The sequence below is a fragment of the Saccharibacillus sp. O23 genome (assembly GCF_002205895.1).
Lineage (GTDB): Bacteria > Bacillota > Bacilli > Paenibacillales > Paenibacillaceae > Saccharibacillus.
This window is the reverse complement of record NZ_NJDE01000025.1, coordinates 124501-146238: the sequence shown is the minus strand read 5'-3', so window position 1 is coordinate 146238 and position 21738 is coordinate 124501. Positions and strand designations below refer to the sequence as shown.

Annotated in this window: 20 protein-coding genes; 17 read left to right on the top strand and 3 right to left on the bottom strand. The window is 58.7% G+C overall.

What is annotated here, in order from left to right; genetic code table 11:
• Positions 1-166: 166 nt before the first annotated feature.
• A complete protein-coding gene (locus tag CDO73_RS23295) occupies positions 167-1207 on the bottom strand; it encodes a hypothetical protein (RefSeq protein ID WP_179218814.1) in 1041 nt (346 codons plus the stop codon).
• Between the two features lie 328 nt (positions 1208-1535).
• On the opposite strand from CDO73_RS23295, the gene CDO73_RS23290 reads away from it, so the two are divergent.
• The 14 genes from CDO73_RS23290 (at position 1536) to CDO73_RS23225 (ending at position 17322) form a co-directional block, all read left to right on the top strand.
• The gene (locus CDO73_RS23290) at positions 1536-2462 is read left to right on the top strand and encodes a DnaJ domain-containing protein (RefSeq protein ID WP_088490915.1); all 927 of its coding nucleotides are present in this window, start codon (positions 1536-1538) and stop codon (positions 2460-2462) included.
• Between the two features lie 49 nt (positions 2463-2511).
• Complete coding sequence (clpB, locus tag CDO73_RS23285; RefSeq protein WP_088490914.1) at positions 2512-5157, top strand: ATP-dependent chaperone ClpB; 2646 nt, start codon at positions 2512-2514, stop codon at positions 5155-5157.
• An 85-nt stretch (positions 5158-5242) separates the two neighbouring features.
• Positions 5243-5911: an HD domain-containing protein gene (locus CDO73_RS23280; RefSeq protein WP_088490913.1), complete on the top strand. Its 669-nt coding sequence runs from the start codon at positions 5243-5245 to the stop codon at positions 5909-5911.
• Positions 5912-6018: 107 nt separating this feature from the next.
• Complete coding sequence (locus CDO73_RS23275; protein WP_088490912.1) at positions 6019-6855, top strand: class I SAM-dependent methyltransferase; 837 nt, start codon at positions 6019-6021, stop codon at positions 6853-6855.
• Positions 6856-6874: 19 nt separating this feature from the next.
• Positions 6875-7432, top strand: a complete 558-nt coding sequence (locus CDO73_RS23270; RefSeq protein ID WP_256972837.1) for a GNAT family N-acetyltransferase — start codon at positions 6875-6877, stop codon at positions 7430-7432.
• Positions 7433-7480: 48 nt separating this feature from the next.
• Positions 7481-8212: a metallophosphoesterase family protein gene (locus CDO73_RS23265; protein WP_088490910.1), complete on the top strand. Its 732-nt coding sequence runs from the start codon at positions 7481-7483 to the stop codon at positions 8210-8212.
• A gap of 235 nt (positions 8213-8447) precedes the next feature.
• On the top strand, positions 8448-10007 hold the full coding sequence (locus CDO73_RS23260) for an NAD(P)H-binding protein (RefSeq protein ID WP_088490909.1): 1560 nt from the start codon (positions 8448-8450) through the stop codon (positions 10005-10007).
• 307 nt (positions 10008-10314) lie between these two features.
• Positions 10315-10794, top strand: a complete 480-nt coding sequence (gene fur / locus CDO73_RS23255; protein ID WP_088490908.1) for a ferric iron uptake transcriptional regulator — start codon at positions 10315-10317, stop codon at positions 10792-10794.
• Positions 10795-10980: 186 nt separating this feature from the next.
• Positions 10981-11379, top strand: coding sequence for a hypothetical protein (locus tag CDO73_RS26885; protein WP_179218813.1), 399 nt, complete (start codon positions 10981-10983; stop codon positions 11377-11379).
• Entirely contained in the window at positions 11367-13106 is a 1740-nt protein-coding gene (locus CDO73_RS23245) for an ABC transporter ATP-binding protein (protein ID WP_088490907.1), read from the top strand. Before CDO73_RS26885 ends, CDO73_RS23245 begins: the two co-directional genes overlap by 13 nt.
• On the top strand, positions 13099-14985 hold the full coding sequence (locus CDO73_RS23240; RefSeq protein WP_373447000.1) for an ABC transporter ATP-binding protein: 1887 nt from the start codon (positions 13099-13101) through the stop codon (positions 14983-14985). Before CDO73_RS23245 ends, CDO73_RS23240 begins: the two co-directional genes overlap by 8 nt.
• Positions 14986-15225: 240 nt before the next feature.
• A complete protein-coding gene (locus CDO73_RS23235; RefSeq protein ID WP_179218812.1) occupies positions 15226-15687 on the top strand; it encodes a GNAT family N-acetyltransferase in 462 nt (153 codons plus the stop codon).
• Positions 15688-15982: 295 nt separating this feature from the next.
• Positions 15983-16246: an AbrB/MazE/SpoVT family DNA-binding domain-containing protein gene (locus CDO73_RS23230; RefSeq protein WP_087800762.1), complete on the top strand. Its 264-nt coding sequence runs from the start codon at positions 15983-15985 to the stop codon at positions 16244-16246.
• A 200-nt stretch (positions 16247-16446) separates the two neighbouring features.
• A complete protein-coding gene (locus tag CDO73_RS23225; RefSeq protein WP_088490905.1) occupies positions 16447-17322 on the top strand; it encodes a DUF2785 domain-containing protein in 876 nt (291 codons plus the stop codon).
• 150 nt (positions 17323-17472) lie between these two features.
• On the opposite strand, the gene ymzB is transcribed toward CDO73_RS23225, so the two are convergent.
• Both ymzB and CDO73_RS26880 read right to left on the bottom strand, forming a co-directional pair.
• Positions 17473-17808 (bottom strand): protein YmzB, encoded by a 336-nt coding sequence (gene ymzB / locus CDO73_RS23220; protein WP_256972821.1) that lies wholly within the window; start codon positions 17806-17808, stop codon positions 17473-17475.
• Between the two features lie 107 nt (positions 17809-17915).
• Positions 17916-18524 (bottom strand): TVP38/TMEM64 family protein, encoded by a 609-nt coding sequence (locus CDO73_RS26880; protein WP_179218811.1) that lies wholly within the window; start codon positions 18522-18524, stop codon positions 17916-17918.
• Positions 18525-18713: 189 nt separating this feature from the next.
• Between CDO73_RS26880 and CDO73_RS23210 the strand changes: the two genes are divergently transcribed.
• The 3 genes from CDO73_RS23210 to CDO73_RS23200 are packed head-to-tail and all read left to right on the top strand — an operon-like array spanning position 18714 to position 21426.
• Positions 18714-19733, top strand: a complete 1020-nt coding sequence (locus tag CDO73_RS23210; RefSeq protein ID WP_179218810.1) for a GNAT family N-acetyltransferase — start codon at positions 18714-18716, stop codon at positions 19731-19733.
• Entirely contained in the window at positions 19730-20764 is a 1035-nt protein-coding gene (locus tag CDO73_RS23205; RefSeq protein ID WP_088490901.1) for an HD domain-containing protein, read from the top strand. Before CDO73_RS23210 ends, CDO73_RS23205 begins: the two co-directional genes overlap by 4 nt.
• The gene (locus CDO73_RS23200; RefSeq protein ID WP_088490900.1) at positions 20761-21426 is read left to right on the top strand and encodes a histidine phosphatase family protein; all 666 of its coding nucleotides are present in this window, start codon (positions 20761-20763) and stop codon (positions 21424-21426) included. The genes CDO73_RS23205 and CDO73_RS23200 overlap by 4 nt, the downstream gene beginning before the upstream one ends.
• The last annotated feature ends 312 nt before the right edge of the window (positions 21427-21738 follow it).

Sequence of the window (21738 nt, the reverse complement as noted above, 5' to 3'; positions counted from 1 at the left end):
TTCCATTCCTCATTTCCGGGAAAATTCGAGGCGCGCGATGCCTGCCCCGTTCACGAAACTCAATATAGCCCCGGCATGTAAACGGAATTTAAACAAATCGGAAAAATAACGGCAAAACGGCAAAAAAGAACCTCGGCCTTCGCGGCCGAGGTCGGGTTATGTGTGTTTAAGGCCGCAAAGCGGACTTGAATTTGACTACGGCTTCGGCCAAAGAAGTACGCGCTGCCGTAAGCTGCGACTGCGTCGAGACTTTGGACAGGACGGCTGCCGATTTGTTGATCGCTTTGCGCAGTTCGCCGAAAGACGAGCTCGGATATTGGCCGCTGCGGATTCCTTTCGGAGAATCCATCAGCTTGCGCGCTTCGGTCAATTCGTTCGCCAGTTGTCCGCCTTCTTTGAGCGCGTCGTAAGCGGTCTGCACGCAGTGCGCGGCGGATTCGACGGCTAACATGCCCGACGAAGAGTCGTTCAGCAGAGCTTCGAGCCGATCGGCCTGCTTATCGAAAGCCGCCGACAGTTTCGCATAGTTCTCGTCGCCCGGAATCGAAGCCGGCAGCGCGTCGATCTCCTGCCGCTGCGCGTTCAAAGCGCTCAAGCGATCCGCGCGATCGAAGTTTGCCGAGTCGCGCAGCGCGGCTGCGCCTTCGACGTACTTGCGATACTGTTCCCGGAACTGCTGGACGGTCGCGTTCGGGTCATAAGCCACGGCTTGAGCTTGATCGATAACGACGAACATCGCGTCGGCGGCCTGCTGCGGATAAGTTCCCGGCGTCGTGCCGATCGAAGCGTTCAGCATGCGAGACATTTGGAAAGTCTGGCGTTCGAGAATGGAAGCATCGCGGATGTAATCGGCAATATAAGCGTCAAGGGCGGAATTCAGCGTATTGTAAGAAGCGGTTAGCTTGGAGGAGGAAGTATCGGGATCGAGCAGAAGGACGTCGGCATGATCGGACGCGGCTTTGACGGCTTGATAGCGGGCATTCGCCGGATCGCTGTAGAAGTCGCCCGAAGCCCATTGGCACATGGCGAGCATCTTGAGCAGCGCGCCGCGTTCGGCAGTAACCGTATTCGCGGAGACGGACTCGGCCGAAGCCGCATAAGCCGTCGAACCCGGCGAAGGCAAGGCGGCGATGCCGCCGAACAAGGTACCGAAAGCAAGCGTCGCAGCCATCCAACTTGGCGCTCCCGGTATTTTGAATCGATTCAAAAAGAACTCCCCCTTATGTCATGTCCTGATGTCTTGGTGTCGGCATGCAAATTTTGCTCCTTCATTAATTAAACCTTTGTTCGAAAATGAAACGCCATTTCGACTGCAAATGATTAAAAAATTTTACAATATGCAGGTTCGTAGGGTTTTTGGGGTTCGTTTTACAAAAATGCAACGCGTCGTACTCGGCTGCGTAACGAGAATGGACAAGCGGCCGCGCCAAACGAAGCAAAAAGGATGCGCGCCGCGCCCCTTCATCATAAAATAAGGGTAAATAACGCTTAGAAGAAGCGGGCAAGACGTCCGATTCACAAGGGGGAGGAAGACCATGCCGGATCAAAACCATTATGACGCACTCGGAGTCGAAGCTGATGCCTCCCAGGCGGAAATCAAAAAAGCTTATCAAAAGCTCGCGAAACAATGGCATCCCGACGTCAATAAAGCGGCAAACGCCGAGAAGCGTTTCAAAGAGATCGCCGCCGCCTATGAAGTCTTGGGCAGCGAAGAGAAACGCCGCGAGTACGATGCGGCCCGCCGAAGGTCCGCGGGATTCGGCGGCGCTTCGCGCGGCTTCGCCGGTCAGAGCGGATACGGCGGGCAGAACGGCGGATTCGGCGGAGCAGGCGGAAGTTTCGATTGGATCAACGATCTTCAGCGGGAAGATCTGTTCGATATGTTTTTCAACGAGCGGGTAGGCGGTTTCGGAAGAAGCACGGCCGAAGCGGAGCCGCGCCAACCGAATCAATCGACGCTCGAGATTACGTTGGAGCAGGCCTATAACGGGGAAACGGTCCGCGTGCAGATCGGGGGCAAGACGATCGGACTGCGGATTCCCGAACGCTCGCGCAGCGGAAGCGTGATTCGCATGACCGGAAGCGGAAGCAACGGGCTTGCCGTCGGAGAGCAGCTGCATATCGCGCTCAAGATCGCGGAACATCTGATTTATGCGTTGGAAGGGGAAGATCTGGTCGCTTCGCTGCGCATCGCGCCGTGGCAGGCGGCGCTCGGCGGCAAAGCCCGGATCGAACTGCCTGACGGAGCGGCGGTCAATCTCAATCTTCCGCGCGGCATCGAGACGGGGCGTAGGCTGAGGATTCCGCGTCGGGGACTGAAGCGGGCGAACGGGACTTACGGCGATCTGTTCGCCGAAGTGGAGATTACGGTTCCCGAGCCGTCGAGCGAAGAAGAAGAGTTGTATCGCAAGTTGGAAAGTCTGTCGAAGTTCCGGCCGGGACTCGGAAAGCGCCGAACTTGATCGAAATCGCAAGCGTTACAAATAAAGATCGAACAGGAGGGAGAACAAAATGGATTTCAACCGATTGACGCAGAAGCTGGAGGAAGCGATCTCGGCTTCCCAATCGTTGGCCGCGTCGCGCGGCCATCAAGAGATCGATACGCCTCATCTGTTCGAAGCGCTGCTGGTACAGGAAGGCGGATTGCTGCCGAGACTGCTTCAGCGGATGAATATTTCGCAAGATTCGATGCGGCGCTCCGTCGAGGCGCTGCTCGAGCGCAAAGCCCGGGTCAGCGGCGGCATGCAGCCGTATTTCTCGGCAGGTCTGCTTGCGGTACTGGAGCAAGCGCAGAACGAAGCGCAGCGCATGGGCGACGAATACACGGCCGTCGAGCATGTCGTCTTGGCGTTCGACCGCGACATGCGCGGCGGCGTGCGCGAACTGCTGAGCAGCCGGGGGATCACGCGCGAGAAGCTGCTCGGCGTGCTCAAAGAGATTCGCGGCAGCCAGCGGGTCACGAGCCGCGAACCGGAATCGACTTACGAAGTGCTGGAGAAATACGGCCGCGATCTGGTAGCGGAAGTTCGGGCCGGACGCGTCGATCCGGTAATCGGTCGCGACGCGGAGATCCGCCGGGTCGTGCGCATCTTGTCGCGCAAGACCAAAAACAATCCCGTGCTGATCGGCGAACCGGGCGTCGGCAAAACGGCGATCGTAGAAGGATTGGCCCACCGGATCGTGCGCCGCGACGTGCCGGAAGGACTGAAAGACAAAACGATTTTCTCGCTCGATATGAGTTCGCTGGTCGCCGGCGCGAAATATCGCGGAGAATTCGAAGAACGTTTGCAAGCGGTGCTGCGGGAGATCAAAGAAGCCGACGGACGGATCATCCTGTTTATCGACGAAGTGCATACGATCGTCGGAGCCGGCAAATCCGAAGGGGCGATGGATGCGGGCAATATGCTGAAACCGATGCTGGCCCGCGGCGAGCTGCACTGCATCGGGGCTACCACGCTGGACGAGTACCGCGAACATATCGAGAAAGATCCGGCGCTGGAGCGCCGTTTCCAGCAGGTGCTGGTCGGCGAGCCGAGCGTCGAAGATACCGTCTCGATTCTTCGCGGTCTGCGCGAACGGTTCGAAGTGCATCACGGCGTCAAGATCCACGACAGCGCGTTGGTCGCGGCGGGCGTATTGTCGGACCGTTATATTTCGGACCGTTTTCTTCCCGACAAAGCGATCGATCTCGTCGACGAAGCCTGCGCGATGATCCGGACGGAGATCGATTCCATGCCCGGCGAGATGGACGAGGTTACCCGCCGCATGATGCAGATGGAGATCGAAGAAGCGGCGCTTCGCAAAGAGACCGATCCGGCCAGTCTTCGGCGGCTCGAACATCTGCGGCGGGAGCTGGCGGACCTCAAAGAAAAACATCTGGTGATGAAAGAACGCTGGGAGCGGGAAAAAGCGGCGATCGAGCAGGTTCGGGAATTGCAGCGCAAACTGGAACAAGCGCGCAAAGATCTGGAATTCGCTCAGGAAGAATACGATCTGAACAAATCGGCGGAGATCAGCTACGGCATCATTCCGGGCTTGGAACGGGAATTGAAGCTGGCCGAGCAGGAAGCCCATCTCGGCGGCGAAGAACGGATGCTGCGCGAAGCGGTGACCGAAGCGGAAATTTCCGATATCGTGTCCCGTTGGACGGGAGTCCCGGTGAGCCGGCTCGTCGAAGGCGAACGCGAGAAACTGCTGCGCCTCGAAGATTTGCTGCGCGATCGCGTCGTCGGGCAGGACGAAGCTGTACGGCTGGTTACCGACGCCGTGCTTCGGGCGCGCGCCGGAATCAAAGACCCGAACCGTCCGATCGGTTCGTTCCTGTTCCTCGGACCGACCGGAGTCGGCAAAACGGAACTCGCCAAGACGCTGTCCGCCGCGCTGTTCGATCGCGAAGAAAACATGATCCGGATCGATATGTCCGAATACATGGAGAAACACAGCGTCTCGCGTCTGATCGGCGCTCCTCCGGGCTATATCGGTTACGAAGAAGGCGGTCAGCTGACCGAAGCCGTCCGGCGGCAGCCGTATTCGGTCATTCTGCTCGACGAAGTCGAGAAAGCCCATCCGGACGTGTTCAATATTCTATTGCAGCTGCTCGACGACGGCCGTCTGACCGATTCGCGAGGCCGGGTGGTCGATTTCAAGAATACGATCGTCATCATGACTTCGAATATCGGCTCCTCCTATCTGACGGGGCGCGCGGCGATCCGCGACGCTTCGGCGGACGACGCGGGCGGCATTCCCGAAGAAGCGCGCGACCTCGTCATGAAAGAGCTGCGCGCGCATTTCCGGCCGGAGTTCTTGAACCGGGTGGACGACGTGATTCTGTTCAAACCGCTCGGCCTGCCGGAGATTCGCCGCATCGTGCTGAAACTTGCCGGCGAACTGCGCGGGCGCTTGGCCGATCGCCGCATCGAATTGGAGCTGTCCGACGAGGCGGCCGGGGTGATCGCCCGAGAAGGCTTCGATCACGTTTACGGAGCGCGGCCGCTCAAGCGGTTCATCCAGCGTTCGCTCGAAACGCAGGTGGCTCGCGCGATCATCGCGGGCGACGTGCAGGACGGAGATCGGCTGCGGGTCGACGCGGAAGACGGCAGATTGTCGATGACGGCGGTGCGAAGCGAATCGGAACAGGAGACGTTTGCCGGAAAGTAACCTTGTCGGAACGTTCCTTGTCTCTTTGCTCCGCCGCGCCTTTCCGGTACAATAATAGGATAACGCGATGAAGGAGCAACGAACGATGGAGGACAACCGACGCATCGACGAGCGGCAGGCCGGCATTCTTCGGGAAGCCGCCGCTCTGGCGAAAGGCGAATTGGAACACGAAGGCAGCGGTCACGACTGGTGGCATATTTACCGCGTGACCGAACTGGCGAAGCGGATCGCGGCCGAAGAAGGCGCGGACCCGTTTATCTGCGAATTGGCCGCGCTGCTTCACGATCTAGCGGACGAGAAATTGGTCGACGATCCGGAAGCGGGCATGAAACGGACCGAAAATTGGATGCTCGAGCACGAAGCGACGGCGGACGAGGCGGCGCATGTCATGGAGATTATCGCTACCATGTCTTTCAAAGGCGGAGGCGGGGCTGCGATGAAGACGCCCGAAGGGCGCGTCGTTCAGGACGCGGACCGGCTGGACGCGTTGGGGGCGATCGGCATCGCGAGAACGTTCGTTTATTCCGGAAAAAAAGGGCGTCCCATGTATGATCCGAACATTCCGGTTCGACAAGAAATGACGCCGGAAGAGTATCGCAGCGGCAAAGATACCGCGATCAACCATTTTCACGAGAAGCTGCTCAAACTGCGCGATCTGATGAATACCGAAGCCGGCCGCCGCATCGCGGACGACCGCCATGCTTTCATTGAAGAATTCCTGCTGCGTTTCGATCGGGAATGGCAGGGGCGTTAAAGATTGCGCTCGTTTCCGAATGTGACCTCATTTATAGCCCGCCGTTCGTTTGGCGTTTACGCTGAAGAAATATTTACCGAGCGATCAAACGAACGGGGGAGCGAAAGATGAGCGAACATGTCAAAGCGTATTACGACGAACAGGCGGAGCGGGAATGGGATCGGCTGAACAATCCGTACAATGCGGTAGAGATGGCCAGCACGTTATGGTTGATCGACAGTTATTTTCCGCAAGAAGGATCGGTCTGCGATATCGGTTCGGGCCCCGGACGTTACGCGCTCGAACTGCTTCGCCGGGGGTACGACGTCACGCTGTTCGAATTGTCCGAGAAAGAGCTGGACATCGCGCGCGCGAAGATCGGCGAAGCCGGTTACGAAGCCGACGCGTACATCTGCGAAAATGCGGTCCGGATGCATACGCTGGAAGAACGACGTTACGACGCGGCGCTGGTCATGGGACCGCTGTATCATCTGATCGACCGCGAGCAGCGGCTCGAAGTGCTGCGTCAGACCGCTCGGATCTTGAAGCCGGGCGGTACGGCCGTATTGTCCTATATCAATTCGTGGGGAACGCTCAAAGCCGGCGTATCGGAGTTCAGCGAGACTTTTCGCGATCGAGACCATCTGTATGCTTATTTCGACGAGCAGAGCTTGGATACGGAACGTGGATTTACGGAATGTTATTTTACGACGCCGCCGAGAGCGCTGCGCGAGATCGAAGAAGCGGGGCTCGAACTGGTGACGTACGCCGGGGCGGAAGGATTTCTGGCCGGATTGAGACGGGAAGTCTATCGATTGTACGAAGAAGACCGTCCGGCTTACGATAACCTGCTTCGCGCCGCTTCCGAGACTTGCGAAGCGCCGCAGTACCGCGATGCGACGGAGCATCTGCATCTGGTCGTCCGGCGGCGCGGCGAAGGAGAGAAACCTGTTGAAAGCCAATAATACCCGAATCGATCCGATCATGCTGGATTTTCCCGAAGCATTCGAAACGGAGCGTCTGCTGATTCGTGCGCCCCGTCCCGGCGACGGAGCGGAGCTGAACGCGGCGATCCGCGAAAGCCAGAAAGAGCTGGCGCCGTTCATGCCGTTCGCGCGGGTGCTTCCGAAGCCGGAAGAAACGGAGGCGCTGGTGCGCCGAAGAAGGCTGCATTTTCTGGATCGAAGCGACATGATGATGCTGATGACCGATCGCGCCACGGGACGGATTCTGGGCAGCAGCGGTCTGCATCGGATGAACTGGGACGTACGCCGGTTCGAGATCGGCTATTGGATCCGCACTTCCCGGGCGGGCGAAGGCCTCGTTACCGAAGCCGTGCACGGACTGACCGATTACGCGGCCCGTTTCTTGGACGCGAACCGAATCGAGATTCGTTGCGACGACCGCAATCTCAAAAGCGCGGCGGTAGCCGAGCGGGCCGGATTTACGCTGGAAGGCGTTCTGCGCAATTGGGTGCGGGAAGAAGACGGCACGCTGGTGAACGAGATGGTTTTCGCGAAGATTCGCGGGATCGATTTCTGATCGCGGGCCGTCCGCCTCTTCATATTTCAAGAAAACGGAGGATTACCGATGGGCAAACTTGCGATCATCTCCGATATTCACGGCAATCTTCCGGCGTTCGAAGCGGTGCTCGAAGATATCGAGAGCCGCGGAATCGAAGAAATCTATTGTTTGGGCGATCTGGTCGGCAAAGGACCGAGTTCGGACCTTGTCGTCGATCTGGCGTTTGAACGCTGCCGTCATATCGTGCGCGGCAACTGGGAAGAATTTCTGGTGCAGCCGACGGAATTCGAGACGCTGAAGTGGCATCAACGGCTGCTCGGCGAGAAAAGGATGGCCGATTTGCGGGCGCTGCCGTTTTCGATCGAATTCCGGATGGGCGGCCGGTACGTCAGGCTGTTCCATGCTTCTCCGCGAAGCGTATACGAACGCGTGCAGCCGTGGGACGATTACGGGCGCAAGCTCAGTTTGTTCGAAGCTTCCGATCTTAGCGCGGAACCGTTAAAAGCCGACGTGGCCGGTTACGGAGACATTCATAACGCCTACATGCAGCATATGGACGGCCGAATGCTGTTCAACGCGGGCAGCGTAGGGAACCCGCTCGATATGACGCAGGCTTCCTACGCCGTCTTGGAAGGCGATCTCGGCGAGACGCGCAGAACGCGCCTCGACCTGACTTTCGCGCGCGTCCCTTACGATATCGAGCGGGCGATCCGTATGGCCGAAGAGGTCGGCATGCCGGATCTGGAACCTTACGCGCGCGAGCTGAGAACTGGGCGTTATCGCGGTCTTCAAGATTGAGCCGAAGCCGCGGACCGTTTCGCGAAAGCCGTCTTCCTTGGCTTTCGCGTCCTGCTTTTGGCGCAAGAACCCTTTTCCCGACTTCGCGGCATCTTGCGGAGCTTCGGGGAACTGGGTTCTTTTTCGTAAGAGAGGGTAATGAACAACAGAGGAAGGTCCGGCGTCGGTCGGACGTTCCGGGCCGTTCGGCAAGAAGCCGAAACAGCCGAGCCAATCTTACGCGAAGAGGTGCGATATGGATAAGGAGACGGACAACCAACCCCGCACGGAGCTTTCGGAAAATCCTCAAGAGCGTCCGCGGGTCATTCTGACCGGAGCCAGCGGCTATATCGGTCACAACCTGATGCGCAAGCTCAAAGAAGATTACGATATCATCGCGCTGTCCCGCCACGGAAGCTCGCACGAGGATGAAGAGCACGTGGAATGGCGAAGCTGCGATTTCTATTCGATGGACGACGCGCTGAAGGCGCTGCAAGGCGCGGACTACGCGTTTTACCTGATTCACTCGATGATGCCGACCGCCAAGCTGACGCAGGGCGATTTCGAAGACATGGACGCGATTCTGGCCGATCATTTCGCCCGCGCGGCGCGGAAGAACGGAATCAAGCAGATCGTTTACTTAAGCGGCATCGTGCCGGACGGCGTGCCCGAAGAAGAGCTGTCCCGCCACTTGAGAAGCCGCCTCGAAGTTCAGCGGATTCTGGAATCGTCCGGCGTGCCGGTCACGACCATACGCGCCGGATTGATCGTCGGGCCGCAAGGGTCTTCGTTCCCGATCCTGTACAAGCTCGTTCAGCGGCTGCCGGTCATGTCGCTGCCGATCTGGACGCGTACGAAGACGCACGCGATCGCGCTCGACGACGTGCTGAACTCGCTCAAGAACAGCTTGGGCAACGAAAAAGTGTGCGGACGCCCGGTCGACGTGGGCGGCCCCGACGTGATGAGCTACAAAGAAATGATGATGCAGATGGCGGACGTGCTGGGCGTCGAACGGCGTTTTATCGATATTCCGCTTCTCACCGTGAAATTATCGAGATTGTGGGTAACGCTGGTGACCGGAGCGCCGCGCGAGATGGCTTACCCGCTGATCGAAAGCCTGATTCATCCGATGGTCGCGCATCCCGACCTCAAAGTCGAAGGCATCAGCGACGGTCGCCTGACGTTCAAAGAAGCGGCGAAAAAGTCGTTGGAAGAAGAGAAAAAGAAAAAAGAAGAATCCGAGCGCAAAGAACGTGAATCTTCGCGCAGCGAAGAGTCCAAGCCGAAGTCCGACGAAAAAAGCGTGCAAAAAGCCGATGTGCGTTCCGTTCAACGCGTGACGCTTCCCGAAGGACGCAATGCGCAGTGGGCGGGCGAGTATTATATCGAATGGCTGGGCAAAGCGCTGCGTCCGTTCGTCCGTACCGAGACCGGCGAAGACGGCGTGAACCGGATTTATATTCGTTTCTTCAGCCGGCCGATTCTGGAGCTGACCTACGACGCTTCCCGAAGCGACGGAGACCGGGCGGTCTACCGGATTACCGGCGGCATGTTCGCCAATGCGAAAGACGCCCATCACGGACGTCTCGAATTCCTGATGATTCCGGGTTCCAGCGATTGCGTCGTGGCGATTCATGACTATATGCCTTCCATGCCGTGGTTCTTGTACAAGTACACGCAGGCGAAGCTGCATCTGATCGTGATGTACGCGTTCCGCAAACATCTGGAGCGCCGAGGCAACTTGGGCAAGTCCAGCACGTCCAAAAAAGCAGGCGGTTCCGTAAGTACCGTTCCGTCCGCGAAAGCCGAAGGGTAAAAGAACGATCCGAAAAGTTCGGCGCGAAGCCGGGCAAAGCGGATACGATGATGGATTTGTTCGAAAACGAACCGTCCGAAAGCGCGGATCTTCACGATTCGGCTGCGCGCGGTTCGTTTTTTGTCTGTCCGGGAAGGACATCGGGGAAGGAAGAATTTGAAGTTCTTCTGAACGAATGTGATAAAAATCTTTGCGAATTTTCTTTATTTGCGTTATTATTAAATTATAATCATTCTAAATAAAGAATATGGTGAACTCGACGAACTGGAAAAATACAGCATAGAAGTTCAAAGGAGGTTCGAAAATCTTGATTAGCGTGGAAGAACAACTTAAATCCATGAAGCAGCAAATGATTGCCAAAGGTTATAAATCGACTGTTCAACGCGAAGCGACGATGCGCGTATTATTGGAACACGAGCGCGATCATATGAGTGCGGAAGACGTATATATGCGAGTCAAAGAACGTTTCCCGGAAATCGGGCTGGCGACGGTGTATCGGACGCTGGAATTGCTTACCGATCTCCATATCGTCGAAAAAATGAACTTCGGAGACGGCGTGGCGCGCTTCGATCTTCGCAGCGAAGGACATATGCACATGCATCATCATATGATCTGCTCGATCTGCGGCGAAGTGGAAGAGATTCAGGACGATTGGCTGACGGAGCTGGAACAGCGCGTGCAGCGCGAATACGGATTCGACGTATCGGATCATCGTCTCGACTTTATCGGAACGTTCTCGTCCTGCAAGCACGGCGACTGCCGCCGGCATTGCGAGACGGCTTCTTGATCGCCGCGCGAGCGGCGTCGAACAACACAAGCATGGAAAGATCGAAGAGACCGCTCGCGCGGTCTCTTTTTTGCGTGCTTCTTTGTGCGCATTTCTTACCGAAGGCGAATTGACAATAAGCACAAGTATGAATACATTTGTATACATCGGCATACATATTATCATCCGAGCAAGGAGGCCTAAGACATGAAGGAAGAAACGGAACACGGCCGCCGCGGTCGAAGCGAAGGCGCGCAGACGTTCCGGCGGGGACGCGCGCTGCATTTTCTGGAACGCTTGGAACTGCGCCGCCGCACGTTGGCCGCCCAGTTGGAAGAGCAGGCTTTCGAAAGTATCCGTCCGGTCATCGCCGGCGAATTGAAAGCGATCGACGCCGTCATGCAGGAATTTATTCAGGTCTTCGAACTGCACGGGAAGCCGGAATGCGGCGAACGCGTTCATGGCCGAGGAGGGCGGCGAGCCGGCGAATCCCGACGCGAAGAACAAGAAGAGGTAGAAAAAGAAAAGCCGGAAAAAACCTTGTCGCCCCGGAAAAAGAAAACGATGTCGGTGGAACGGGAGGAACCGAACGGATGGGACGCTTAGCGAAATATCTCAAACCGTACTGGCTGCCCGCGCTGCTGGCGCCTCTGTTCATGGTGCTGGAAGTCGTCATGGACTTGATGCAGCCGCGCCTGCTGCAGCGGATCGTGGATGACGGGATCGCGGCGGGAGACGTCGGCGAGATTCGCCGAACAGGCTTGTTGATGCTCGGCGCGGCGCTGCTCGGCGTAATCGGAGGCGTAGGCTGCACCGTCTATTCCAGCATCGCTTCGCAAAACTTCGGACGCGATCTGCGGGGAGCTTTGTTCGAGAAAACGCAGTCTTTGTCGTTCCGCAATCTGGATCGGCTGCCGACCGGCACGCTGATCACGCGCATCACGAACGATGTCACGCAGCTTCAGACGTTCGTGCAGATGCTGCTGCGCATGTTCGTGCGTTCGCCCATGCTGATCGTCGGCAGTCTGGTGATGGCGATCTCGATCAATCTCCGGCTGACGGCGATTCTGGCGGTCGCCGTTCCGCTGCTGCTGCTGTTCGTGTTCTTTCTCGTACGTTTCTCGCTGCCGATGTTCGCGGGCGTGCAGAAGCGTCTGGACCGCGTGAACGGCCGATTGCAGGAGAACCTGAACGGGATTCGCGTCGTCAAAGCCTTCGTGCGTTCGGATTACGAAGAAGAACGTTTCGGCGAAGTCAACCGCGATTACACCGCGATCATGACTCGCGGGATGCGGATCATGGCGCTGAACATGCCGGTGATGACTTTGATCCTGAACATCGCCGTCGTGGCCGTGCTCTGGTACGGAGGAGCGCTGAACCGTTCGGGCGATCTGGCGGTGGGCGAGCTGGTCGCTTACATCAATTACGTCAGCCAACTGCTGTTCTCGATGCTCGCGGTCGGGATGATCCTGACTTTCGTTTCCCGGGCGAAAGCTTCGGCGGACCGGGTGAACGAAGTGTTCGACGAACATCCGGATATCGAGAATCCCGCGGCGGCGCGCCCCGCTTCCTTTGTCGGCGGCCGAATCGATTTCGACAACGTCTCGTTCGGCTACGGCGAACAAGGCGGCGAGCTTGCGCTTCATAATATTTCGTTCAGCTTGCTTCCCGGACAAACGCTCGGCATTCTCGGCGCGACGGGTTCCGGCAAGACTTCGTTGGTGAGCTTGATTCCCCGTCTGTACGATCCGCGTTCCGGCGAGGTGCGCCTCGACGGCATGCGGGTGTCGGAGACGGATTTGTCTTCGCTGCGGAGCAAAGTGGGCGTCGTGCTGCAAGAAGCGAATCTGTTCAGCGGCACGATCGCCGACAATATTCGTTTCGGGCGTCCCGACGCTTCGGAAGAAGAGGTGCGCCGCGCGGCCGCGGCGGCTCAGGCGCATGAATTTATCGAACGGATGCCGGACGGTTACGAGACGCGTCTGGGGCAAAAAGGCGTCAATCTGTCCGGCGGCCAGAAACAGCGGATCGCGATTGCGCGCGCGCTGCTGCTGCGTCCGGCGGTGCTTATTCTCGACGACAGCACCAGCGCCGTGGACTTGACCACGGAAGCCAAGATCAGAGCCGCGTTGGAGCGGGAGGCGGCCGGCGCCACGAAGCTGATCGTCGCGCAGCGAATCTCCGCCGTGCGCGGCGCGGATCTGATTCTGGTCATGGACCGGGGACGGATCGCGGCGCTGGGCACGCATGACGAATTGGTGAAAAGCAGCGACATCTACCGGGATATTCTTCGCTCTCAGGAGAAGGAAGGAGGCGAAGAAGCTTATGCCTAGAGAAACGCATACGGAGACGTCCGGACGGTTCCGGAACGGGCAGGATAAGCCGTCAGGCGGCCTGCCGATGCCGGGTCCGGGCGGCGGGCCGGGCCGAGGGATGCCGAAGCCGAAAGAGCGCGCTCGGGATACGGGCGCGACCCTGCGCCGTTTATGGGCTTATCTGAATCGGCAGCGCGCCGGCTTGATTCTGGTCTACGCTTTGACGATTCTGGCGGCTCTGGTCACGATGGTCAGCCCTTATCTGCTCGGAGTGGCGATCGACCGCTTCATCACGCCGGGACGTTCGGAAGGATTGTGGGGATTGTGCGTGCTGCTGCTCGGTCTGTACGCGGCCGGAGCGGCCGCTTCTTGGCTTCAGGCGTATGTCATGACCGGCGTGGCCCAGCGGATGCTGCAATCGCTGCGCGGCGACCTGTTTCGCAAATATCAGCAGCTTCCGATTTTCTTTTTCGACACGCGAACGCACGGCGAGTTGATGAGCCGCAATACCAACGATATCGAGAACGTATCGAACGGGTTGAATCAGACGGTGACGCAGATGCTCACCAGCTTGATCGTCGTGATCGGATCGCTGATCTTCATGCTGCGCCTCGATATCCGGCTTACGTTGGTCAGCTTGATTACCATTCCGCTGGTCATGCTGGCTACGCGCTTGATCGCCGGGGTTACCCGTCGAAGCTTCAAGCAGCAGCAGGAACGCCTCGGCGCATTGAACGGGCTGATCGAAGAGTCGGTGGGCGGTCTTCGCACCGTGCAGATCTTCCGCAGGGAACCGGCGATGCAGGCGGAATTCGACGGCATCAACGGCGAGCTGAACCGTGCCGCCGTCCGGGCGCAGATCGTATCCGGCCTGGTCGGTCCGGTCATGAACATGTTGAACAATATCAGCTTCGCGCTGATCGCCGCCGTCGGCGGCTGGATGGTCTGGAACGGTTGGACGAGCGTCGGCGTCATCGTCAGCTTCTTGAATTATTCGCGTCAGTTCGGCCGTCCGATCAGCGATCTGGCCAACCAATACAATCTGATCCAGTCCGGCGTGGCGGGAGCGGAACGGGTATTCGAGATTCTGGATCTGGATAACGAATACGAGTCGGAAGGACGCGCGCTGAACGGAAACGCCGTGCGCGGGGAAGTGGTCTTCGATCAAGTCTCGTTCGCGTACCGACCGGACCGCTTGATTCTGCAAGACGTCTCGTTCCGGGCGAATCCCGGTCAGAAGATCGCGCTCGTCGGTCCTACGGGAGCCGGCAAGACGACGATCGTCAACCTGCTGACGCGTTTCTACGAAGTCTCGTCGGGCGTTATCCGGATCGACGGGCAGGACATTCGCGAGCTGGACAAAAACGATCTGCGTCGCAGCGTGGGCATGGTGCTTCAAGACGCTTACGTTTTTGCCGGAACGATTCGGGACAATATTCGTTACGGAAGGCTGGACGCTTCCGACTCGGAAGTCGAGCAGGCGGCGCGGCTTGCGAACGCGGACGCGTTTATCCGCGCGCTGCCCAAAGGATACGATTCCGAGCTGACGATGGGCGGCGGCAATCTGAGCCACGGGCAGCGGCAGCTGCTGACGATCGCCCGCGCGGTGCTTGCCGATCCGGCGATCCTGATTCTCGACGAAGCCACCAGCAGCATCGACACGAGAACGGAAATGCATATTCAAGCCGCTATGCGGAGCTTGATGAAAGGGCGCACCAGTTTCGTGATCGCCCATCGCTTGAGTACCGTCCAAGACGCGGACAAGATCTTGTTCATGAACGGCGGCCGGGCGGCCGAGCAGGGGACGCACGAAGAATTGCTGGCGGCGCGCGGCGCTTATTACGCTTTGTACCGGAGCCAGTTCAACGGATCGGACGTCGACGAGTCGGCGGTTTGAAACGTTCGGCTGCGAGGCGCAGAACCGGAAGAAGTTCGGAACGCGGCGAAAAGGCGGCAAAAATTATGTCAAAACCGTCACAAGACGCCGAGCCGCTTTTGTGTTATATTTATTCAAATATTATCCTCCCGTTCCTTTCAATTCGAGATTTCGGATACGGGCGGAAGGAGTTCTATCACTCGGTGGAAGGTTGTGTCGTCTGAAAAACACTAAATGACCGATAAAGAGGAGGATGTACGCATGCAAATCATTATGTGTACGGAAGAACACAAAGACCGGTTGACGGAAATTTGGATGATGTCGGTGCGTCGTACGTTGTCCGATCTCGATCCGGGCAGTATCGAATTTTATGCTCGCCTGTTCCATGAAGAGATTCTGGAGCGTCTGGAACTGTATGCGGTGCAGAGCCGCTTCGGCGGCGAGCTGACCGGTTTTATTGCCATGAACGGTTCCAAAGTCGAGCTGATGGTGGTTCATCCTCATTATCAGGGACAAGGCGTGGCGGGCATGCTGCTCGACCATGTGTCGCAGCGCGGCGAATTGGCGGTAGATATCGCCGAACAGACGCCGGACGTTTTCGATTTCTATCAAAGCTTCGGCTTTGTCGAAGCGGGCCGTTCCGAAGCCGGCGCTTTCGGACGCCGAGAAGCGACCGTTCATCTGCTGCGTCCCGACTTGAAAAGTCATTCGGATGTTTCTTGATCGACCTTGCCGAACGACCGTCCCTTTCGGCGGCCGCCTCGGCGCAAAATGGAAATTAAATCGGGCTTGATTTTCGAATAAGCAGGCATTCAAAAAAGCGAAACCCTGGTCAACTTGGGTTTCGCTTTCTTTTTTCGAAAAATTTATATTTTTTTGAGCGTAGTATAAATTTCCATATTGACAAGATATATAAAGAGGAGTACAGTGGAAGCAAGCACAAATTGTCGAATAATATCGAATAACGACGATCTTTTGTCGACAACTATTATTTTAATCGAAATGGGGAATCATAGCAATGAAAGCAACAGGTATCGTAAGACGCGTAGACGAACTCGGACGTGTGGTCATTCCGATTGAACTTCGTAGAACAATGGGCATCGACATCAAAGACGGACTGGAAATTTTCGTTGACGGAGAGCGTATCATTCTCAGAAAATACGCGCCGACTTGCATCTTCACGGGCGAAGCCGAAGATCTCGTATACTTCAAAGGCAAAATGGTCAGCAAAGCCGCAATCGAAGAACTGATCGAAATGTACCAAAACTCCGAAGCCAAGTAAGGCGTTTGCATACGACCCGCCGTTCCTGTTCGACAGGACCGAGCGGGTTTTTTGCCGTTTTGCGGCTCCCGTCGGATCGTGTCGGACGGAAAATCGACAAAGGTCGCTGTCCGAATCGAAAAACGACGAAAAATCGCGCCGAGCGGGCAAGCAGGCAGATCGGATGTTATACTGTCGGAAGAAGAAAGGGGAGTTCAAACATGAATAGACATAGATCGGAACCGGATGCCGGATCCCCGCAAGCGGAAAAGCCGCGCCAAAAACTGCTGCGGGCTTTGCGGGCTATCCGCGATTCCGGCCTGCCGCCGACATTCGATGCGATCGCAGGCCTGACCGACACGATGTTGGCCCATATCGGCGATATCGATTCGGAGCTGCGGGACGAATGGATTTACGGTTCGTTTTCGGAATGGATTCAAGCCGGCGCGTTCGAGGCGCAGCAGCTTCGGCATATTCTGAACGTCGCGTTGGACGAACAGCATCTTTTTTGCCGCATCGGGGAAAAAGATACGGATTCCGTTTTCGTCCGCTCGTTCTCCATGCTGCTGCTTCCGCTGCTCTTGTCTGCCGATCGCCGAACGTCTTGGCTCCGCGAAGAAGAATGGAGAACGATCTTCTCGGCGGTTCTTCGCGCGCTGGAGCAAGAACGCGACCTGCGGGGATACGTACCGGAGGAGGGCCGGGGATGGGCGCATGCCGCCGCGCACGCGGCCGATGCTCTGGAAGATCTGGGCCGGTCGGAACACGCGGGAGCGATCGAACGGCTGCATATGCTGGAAGGCGTCCGGCGACGCTTGCTGAGCGCGGACCGCGTCTTCGTGCATGACGAAGACGACCGGCTCGCGGCGGCCGCGGAGACGATCTTGACGCAGGGAGAGATCGGGAACGAGGAATGGGAAGCTTGGCTCGAACGCTTCGGAGAAGCGCCGGGGCCGGAAGCGCAACCCTTCGCGGGAGAAGGGCGGATCAACGCGCGTTTGTTCTTGCAGCGGTTGGAGATCCGGCTGTCGGCTTATGCTCATGAAGTTTCGCGCGCCGCGCAGGTCAGGGAACGCGCTTCGCGGCTGTTGATGTAGCCTGTCGGCCGCTGCGAACATTCCATCTATACATACGCGCACAGAAAAAGGCTTCGCCCCCGGGGGCGAAGCCTTTTTCTGTGACGTTTCCGTATCGCGCGTTCGACACGGAAACGTCAAGCGGCGGACGCCGGCACGAATCGCCGCCCATCAACCTACGCTAATGACGTATTCCGCCCGATCGTTGCGGAGGGCGAGAGAATCTTCGCCGCCGTCGCCGAGCTGAAGTTCGTTCAGCACGATCTCGTACGTATCGCCGGGAAGCGGCACGGCTTCTCCGTCGCCGTTGACGATATTGCCCGTACCGCGCAGCAGCAGCGCGCGTTCCAAATAATCGTCCACGGGATTGTCCTGCGATCGTTCGCCGATCTCCCGAAGATCGAAATGCACGATATCGGTATCGCCGTCTTCTTTTTTCTCGATCTTGAGCGTCTGCCCGGTCTTTCCTTCCAGCCATTCGGACAACGTGCGGATCTGTTTCTCCATCGTTCCCACCCTTTCTTCCGGCGAAGCTTGGCGCTCGGCCTGCATATCCTTCCTTTACCCGATAGACAGAGCCGGCAAACGCGCTTGCCCGCCGCCTTCGCCGAAGATCAGGTTCGGAAAGCGAACCGGTAGACCGCGTAGACGATCAGCAGGAAACCCGCGTACAACGCGAGCGCGATCAATGTTCCCGGAAGATCGGTAAACAAGCTTCTGCCTACGAAAGCGTAGACGAGCATCGCCGGGATCTTGCCCAATGCGGAAGCCGCGATATACACGACCGGGCGGATATTCAGAAAAGCGGGATACAGATTGACGAGAGCTTGCGGCAGCAGAGGAATCAGGCGCGCCGCCAAGATCGCGGCGAACGGCCTGCGTTCCATCAGTCGTCCGGCGCGCTCCAGTCCCGCAAAACGCTTCAGCACGGCTTGGCCTTGCTGCCGATAAAACAAGCGCACGAGCGTATATTGCAGCAGCGAAGCCGCGGTCGCGGCAAGCCAAGCGGTCAGCGCGCCGAGCGCCGGGCCGTAGAGGAAGCCGAGCGAAGCGATCACGAGTTTGTACGGCAGCACCGGAAAAAAGGCGAACAAAAAGCCGAGCGCCAGACCCGCTGCGACCGGCAGCGAGACTTGGTTCATCAATTCCCGCAGCTCGTGCCGGTAAACCAGGATCGGAATCAGCGCGGCGGCGTATAGAGCAAGCACGAGCCATTTTTTCATGAGAAGCCTCCTTGGACGCGGGGCGAAGCGCGAGGCTTCGACCGTACTTCGATTGTATGCGACGCGCCTGCGGAAAGTCGAGTTCGCCGTTTGCCGCGTGCGGGCGTTTTGCCGCCGCGCGCCGATGCGGGTATACTGGGCAGGCGAGTGTTCATCATGAAAATCATCATGAAAATAAGGAGGGCGATCATGCGCAGGGAACATGCGGATCAGTCGAAGCGAGCGTCCGGTAAAGCAGGCTCGAACGGGGGAAAAGCGCTTCGCGCGGCGGTTTACGGACCCGGAGATCGGGAAGACGCCGTACGCTTGCTGACGCTGTGCGGAGCGAAAAAGCGCGTCGGCATGCTCCCCGAGGCCGGCAGCGCCCGATATCCCGAAAACAAAGCGTTTGTGGTGCGCGAAGATGCCGACTTGCTCGGGATCGCGCTGCTTCGGCAAAAAGAGTTTCATCCGTTCGGCCGGTATTTGGAGATTGTCGCGCTGCCGGATTGTCGGGTCGCGGAGATCGAAGAAACGTTGATGCGGGCGGTGCTGGACGAAGCCGGCGATCGGGCGCTTCAAGTCTCGTTCGAAGAATCCGACCGTTCGGCGGCTTATTTGTACGATCGTTTCGGATTTGTCGAAATGCGCCGGACGTATAGGCCGAAGCTTCGTCTCGAGCAGGTCATTCTGCCGCCCGAAGAGCCGGCGGGAAGCGGCGAACGCGAAGCCGAGATTCGATCGTTCGCCGAGCTGGCGGGGAACGGGGAAGCGCTTGATAGCTTGGCTGAACTGATGCGTTTCGCTTATGCCGCCTCGCACGAAGCCAATCCGCCCGCCGACTTTCCCGTTTCCGTATGGAGGACGTTCGCGCAAGCTGACGACCTGCTGAACGAAGGCTCATTCGCGGCGTTCGCGGCCGAAGGAAACGAAGCGCTCGCGTTTGCCTGTTTGCACGAAAGCGAAAACGAACAGGAAGCGGAGCTGGGTTGGCTCGGCGCGAGAAGCGGCTGCGACGCGCTGATGCAGTCGGTCGACCGCAAACGGATGGAATACGTCCTCGCCGGCGGGTTCGTGCAGCTGACCGCCGAGATCGACGATACCGATCCTTATCAGCGGCCGTTGCTGGAAAAGTACCGGTTCGAAACTTCGCGTCCGCTGCTCACTTACCGCAGGGAAGCGGACGACGTTTCGAAAAAAGCAGAACCGAAGAAGGAGGGACGAACATGAAAAACGTGATCGGAATGTCCGCAAGCCGCGGACTTCCGCCGGAAGCATACGGGCAGACGGCAGGCCCCGGAGCGCTGCGCGATCCGCTTTGGTCGATAACGGTGCAGCCGAGCGCCGCGGAGACCCGGCTGCTGCGGACGCGCGCGCTTCGGCGTCTGCATGAAATCCGACATGCCGGACCGGCGGCGCTGCATACGCAGCACACGTCGACCCGGCTTCAACATACGCTCGGCGTATTCGCTTTGATCGCGCATTTCGCGCCGGATTGGCCGGAACTTCGCGCGGCCGCGCTGCTGCACGACGTCGGGCACGGCCCGTTCAGCCACGCGCTGGAAGGCATCGAAGGCTTCGACCACCATCGGCGGTCGGAAGAAGTCTTGGCTTCCGACGAAATTCGCCGGGCGCTGGACGGATTGAACGTCGACGCGGTGCTCGACCTGATCGAAGGAAGCGTGCCGAGCCCGCTGCGCAACCGCGAACGGATTCTTCACGCCGATCATCTGGAATCGTGGGTGCGCAGCGCCGCTTCGTTCGGCATCCTGCCGATGCCCGCGCCGGAGCTGCTGCGCGGCTACCGGCTGTCCGGTCCGCATCTGGAAGCCGATGCGGACGCCGCCGCGCTGACGCTGCGGCTGATCCTGCACGAAGCGCGGTATCACGCTTCGGCGGACAATATCGGCCCGGTCGCCGTGCTCCGGGCCTTGACGCGGCGCCTGATCGACGCCGGCGGCCTGCCGCCCGCGGAGCTCGGCGGCTTGGCCGACGGCGAACTGCTGGCGCTGCTGAGGCGGCATCCCGCCACCGCCGAAGAGACCGGCCGGCTGCTGCATCGGCCGTACGAGCTGCGCGTCGTTCGCGCCGGCGAAGCGGCGCCGGACCGGGCTTATCGGTACAGCCTGAACAAGCTGTACCTGACGCTGCCGCGCATTCAAGGCGGCCTGAACGCCGCGGAACTGCCGGATTACCCGCAGCTGTCTTCGCTGGACGGGCTGCTCGGCGAATACCGCGTCTTCTGGGAGGAGACGCCGTGAGCGGCGGACCGTTCTCCGGAGCGACCGGAGCCGCCGCCGCTTCGCATCATGCGGGCGCGGACGCGTCGGGTCCGCGTCCGACGGAGACCCGGCTTTATTTCGTTCGTCATGCTCATTCGGCTTACGAACACGGCCGCGAGCTTGAACGAGGATTGTCGGCCGCGGGCGAAGCGGAAGCCCGCGCGATCTGCCGGCGTTTGGAACGCGAAGGCATCGAACGGTTCGTCTCGAGCCCGTATCGCCGGGCGATCGACACGATCCGGCCGTTGGCGGACGCGGCGGGGCAAGACATCGAGCTGCATGCCGATCTTCGCGAACGGCTGGTCTCGGGCGAGCGGGATCTCGGTCCGGAAGGATTTCTCGAAGCCAAGCGCCGCTGCTACGCCGAACCCGACTATCGGCCGCCGGGCGGAGAAAGCAGTCGGGAAGCCGCGGCGCGAGCCGTGTCCGTCGTTCGCGGACTGCTTCGCGAACATCCGGGTCGGCGGATCGCGATCGGCACGCACGGCGATATCTTGACGCTGATGCTCGGAACTTTCGATCCGGGCTTCGGTTATGACTTCTGGCAGTCGTTGTCGATGCCTGACGCGTACTGCGCCCGTTTTGCCGGCGAGCGCTTTCTGGGAGCGGAGCGAATCGGTTACGGGTGCGGCGAAAAGTGAACATCTAGAGCTTGCGTTTTGCCTTGCGCAAAAAGTTTTTTTCGAAAGGAAAAGCTTGACATCCTCCGCATAGTAGGATTAATATGACACACAACCGACACAGATTAACAAACGCGATGAACGGGATCAGTAACCGGAACGGCCGTCAAGAGAGCTGCGGATTTGGTGCGACGCAGTCGGCAAGTTAGGCGAAACTCGCCCGGAAGCGGTCGGACCCAAACGTTTTGCGGCGATTCCCGCTGCTTGACGCCAAGTCCGGACGGACTCGCCCACGTGAGAGGGCCTACGAGCGGATTCCCGTTTCGCGCTCCG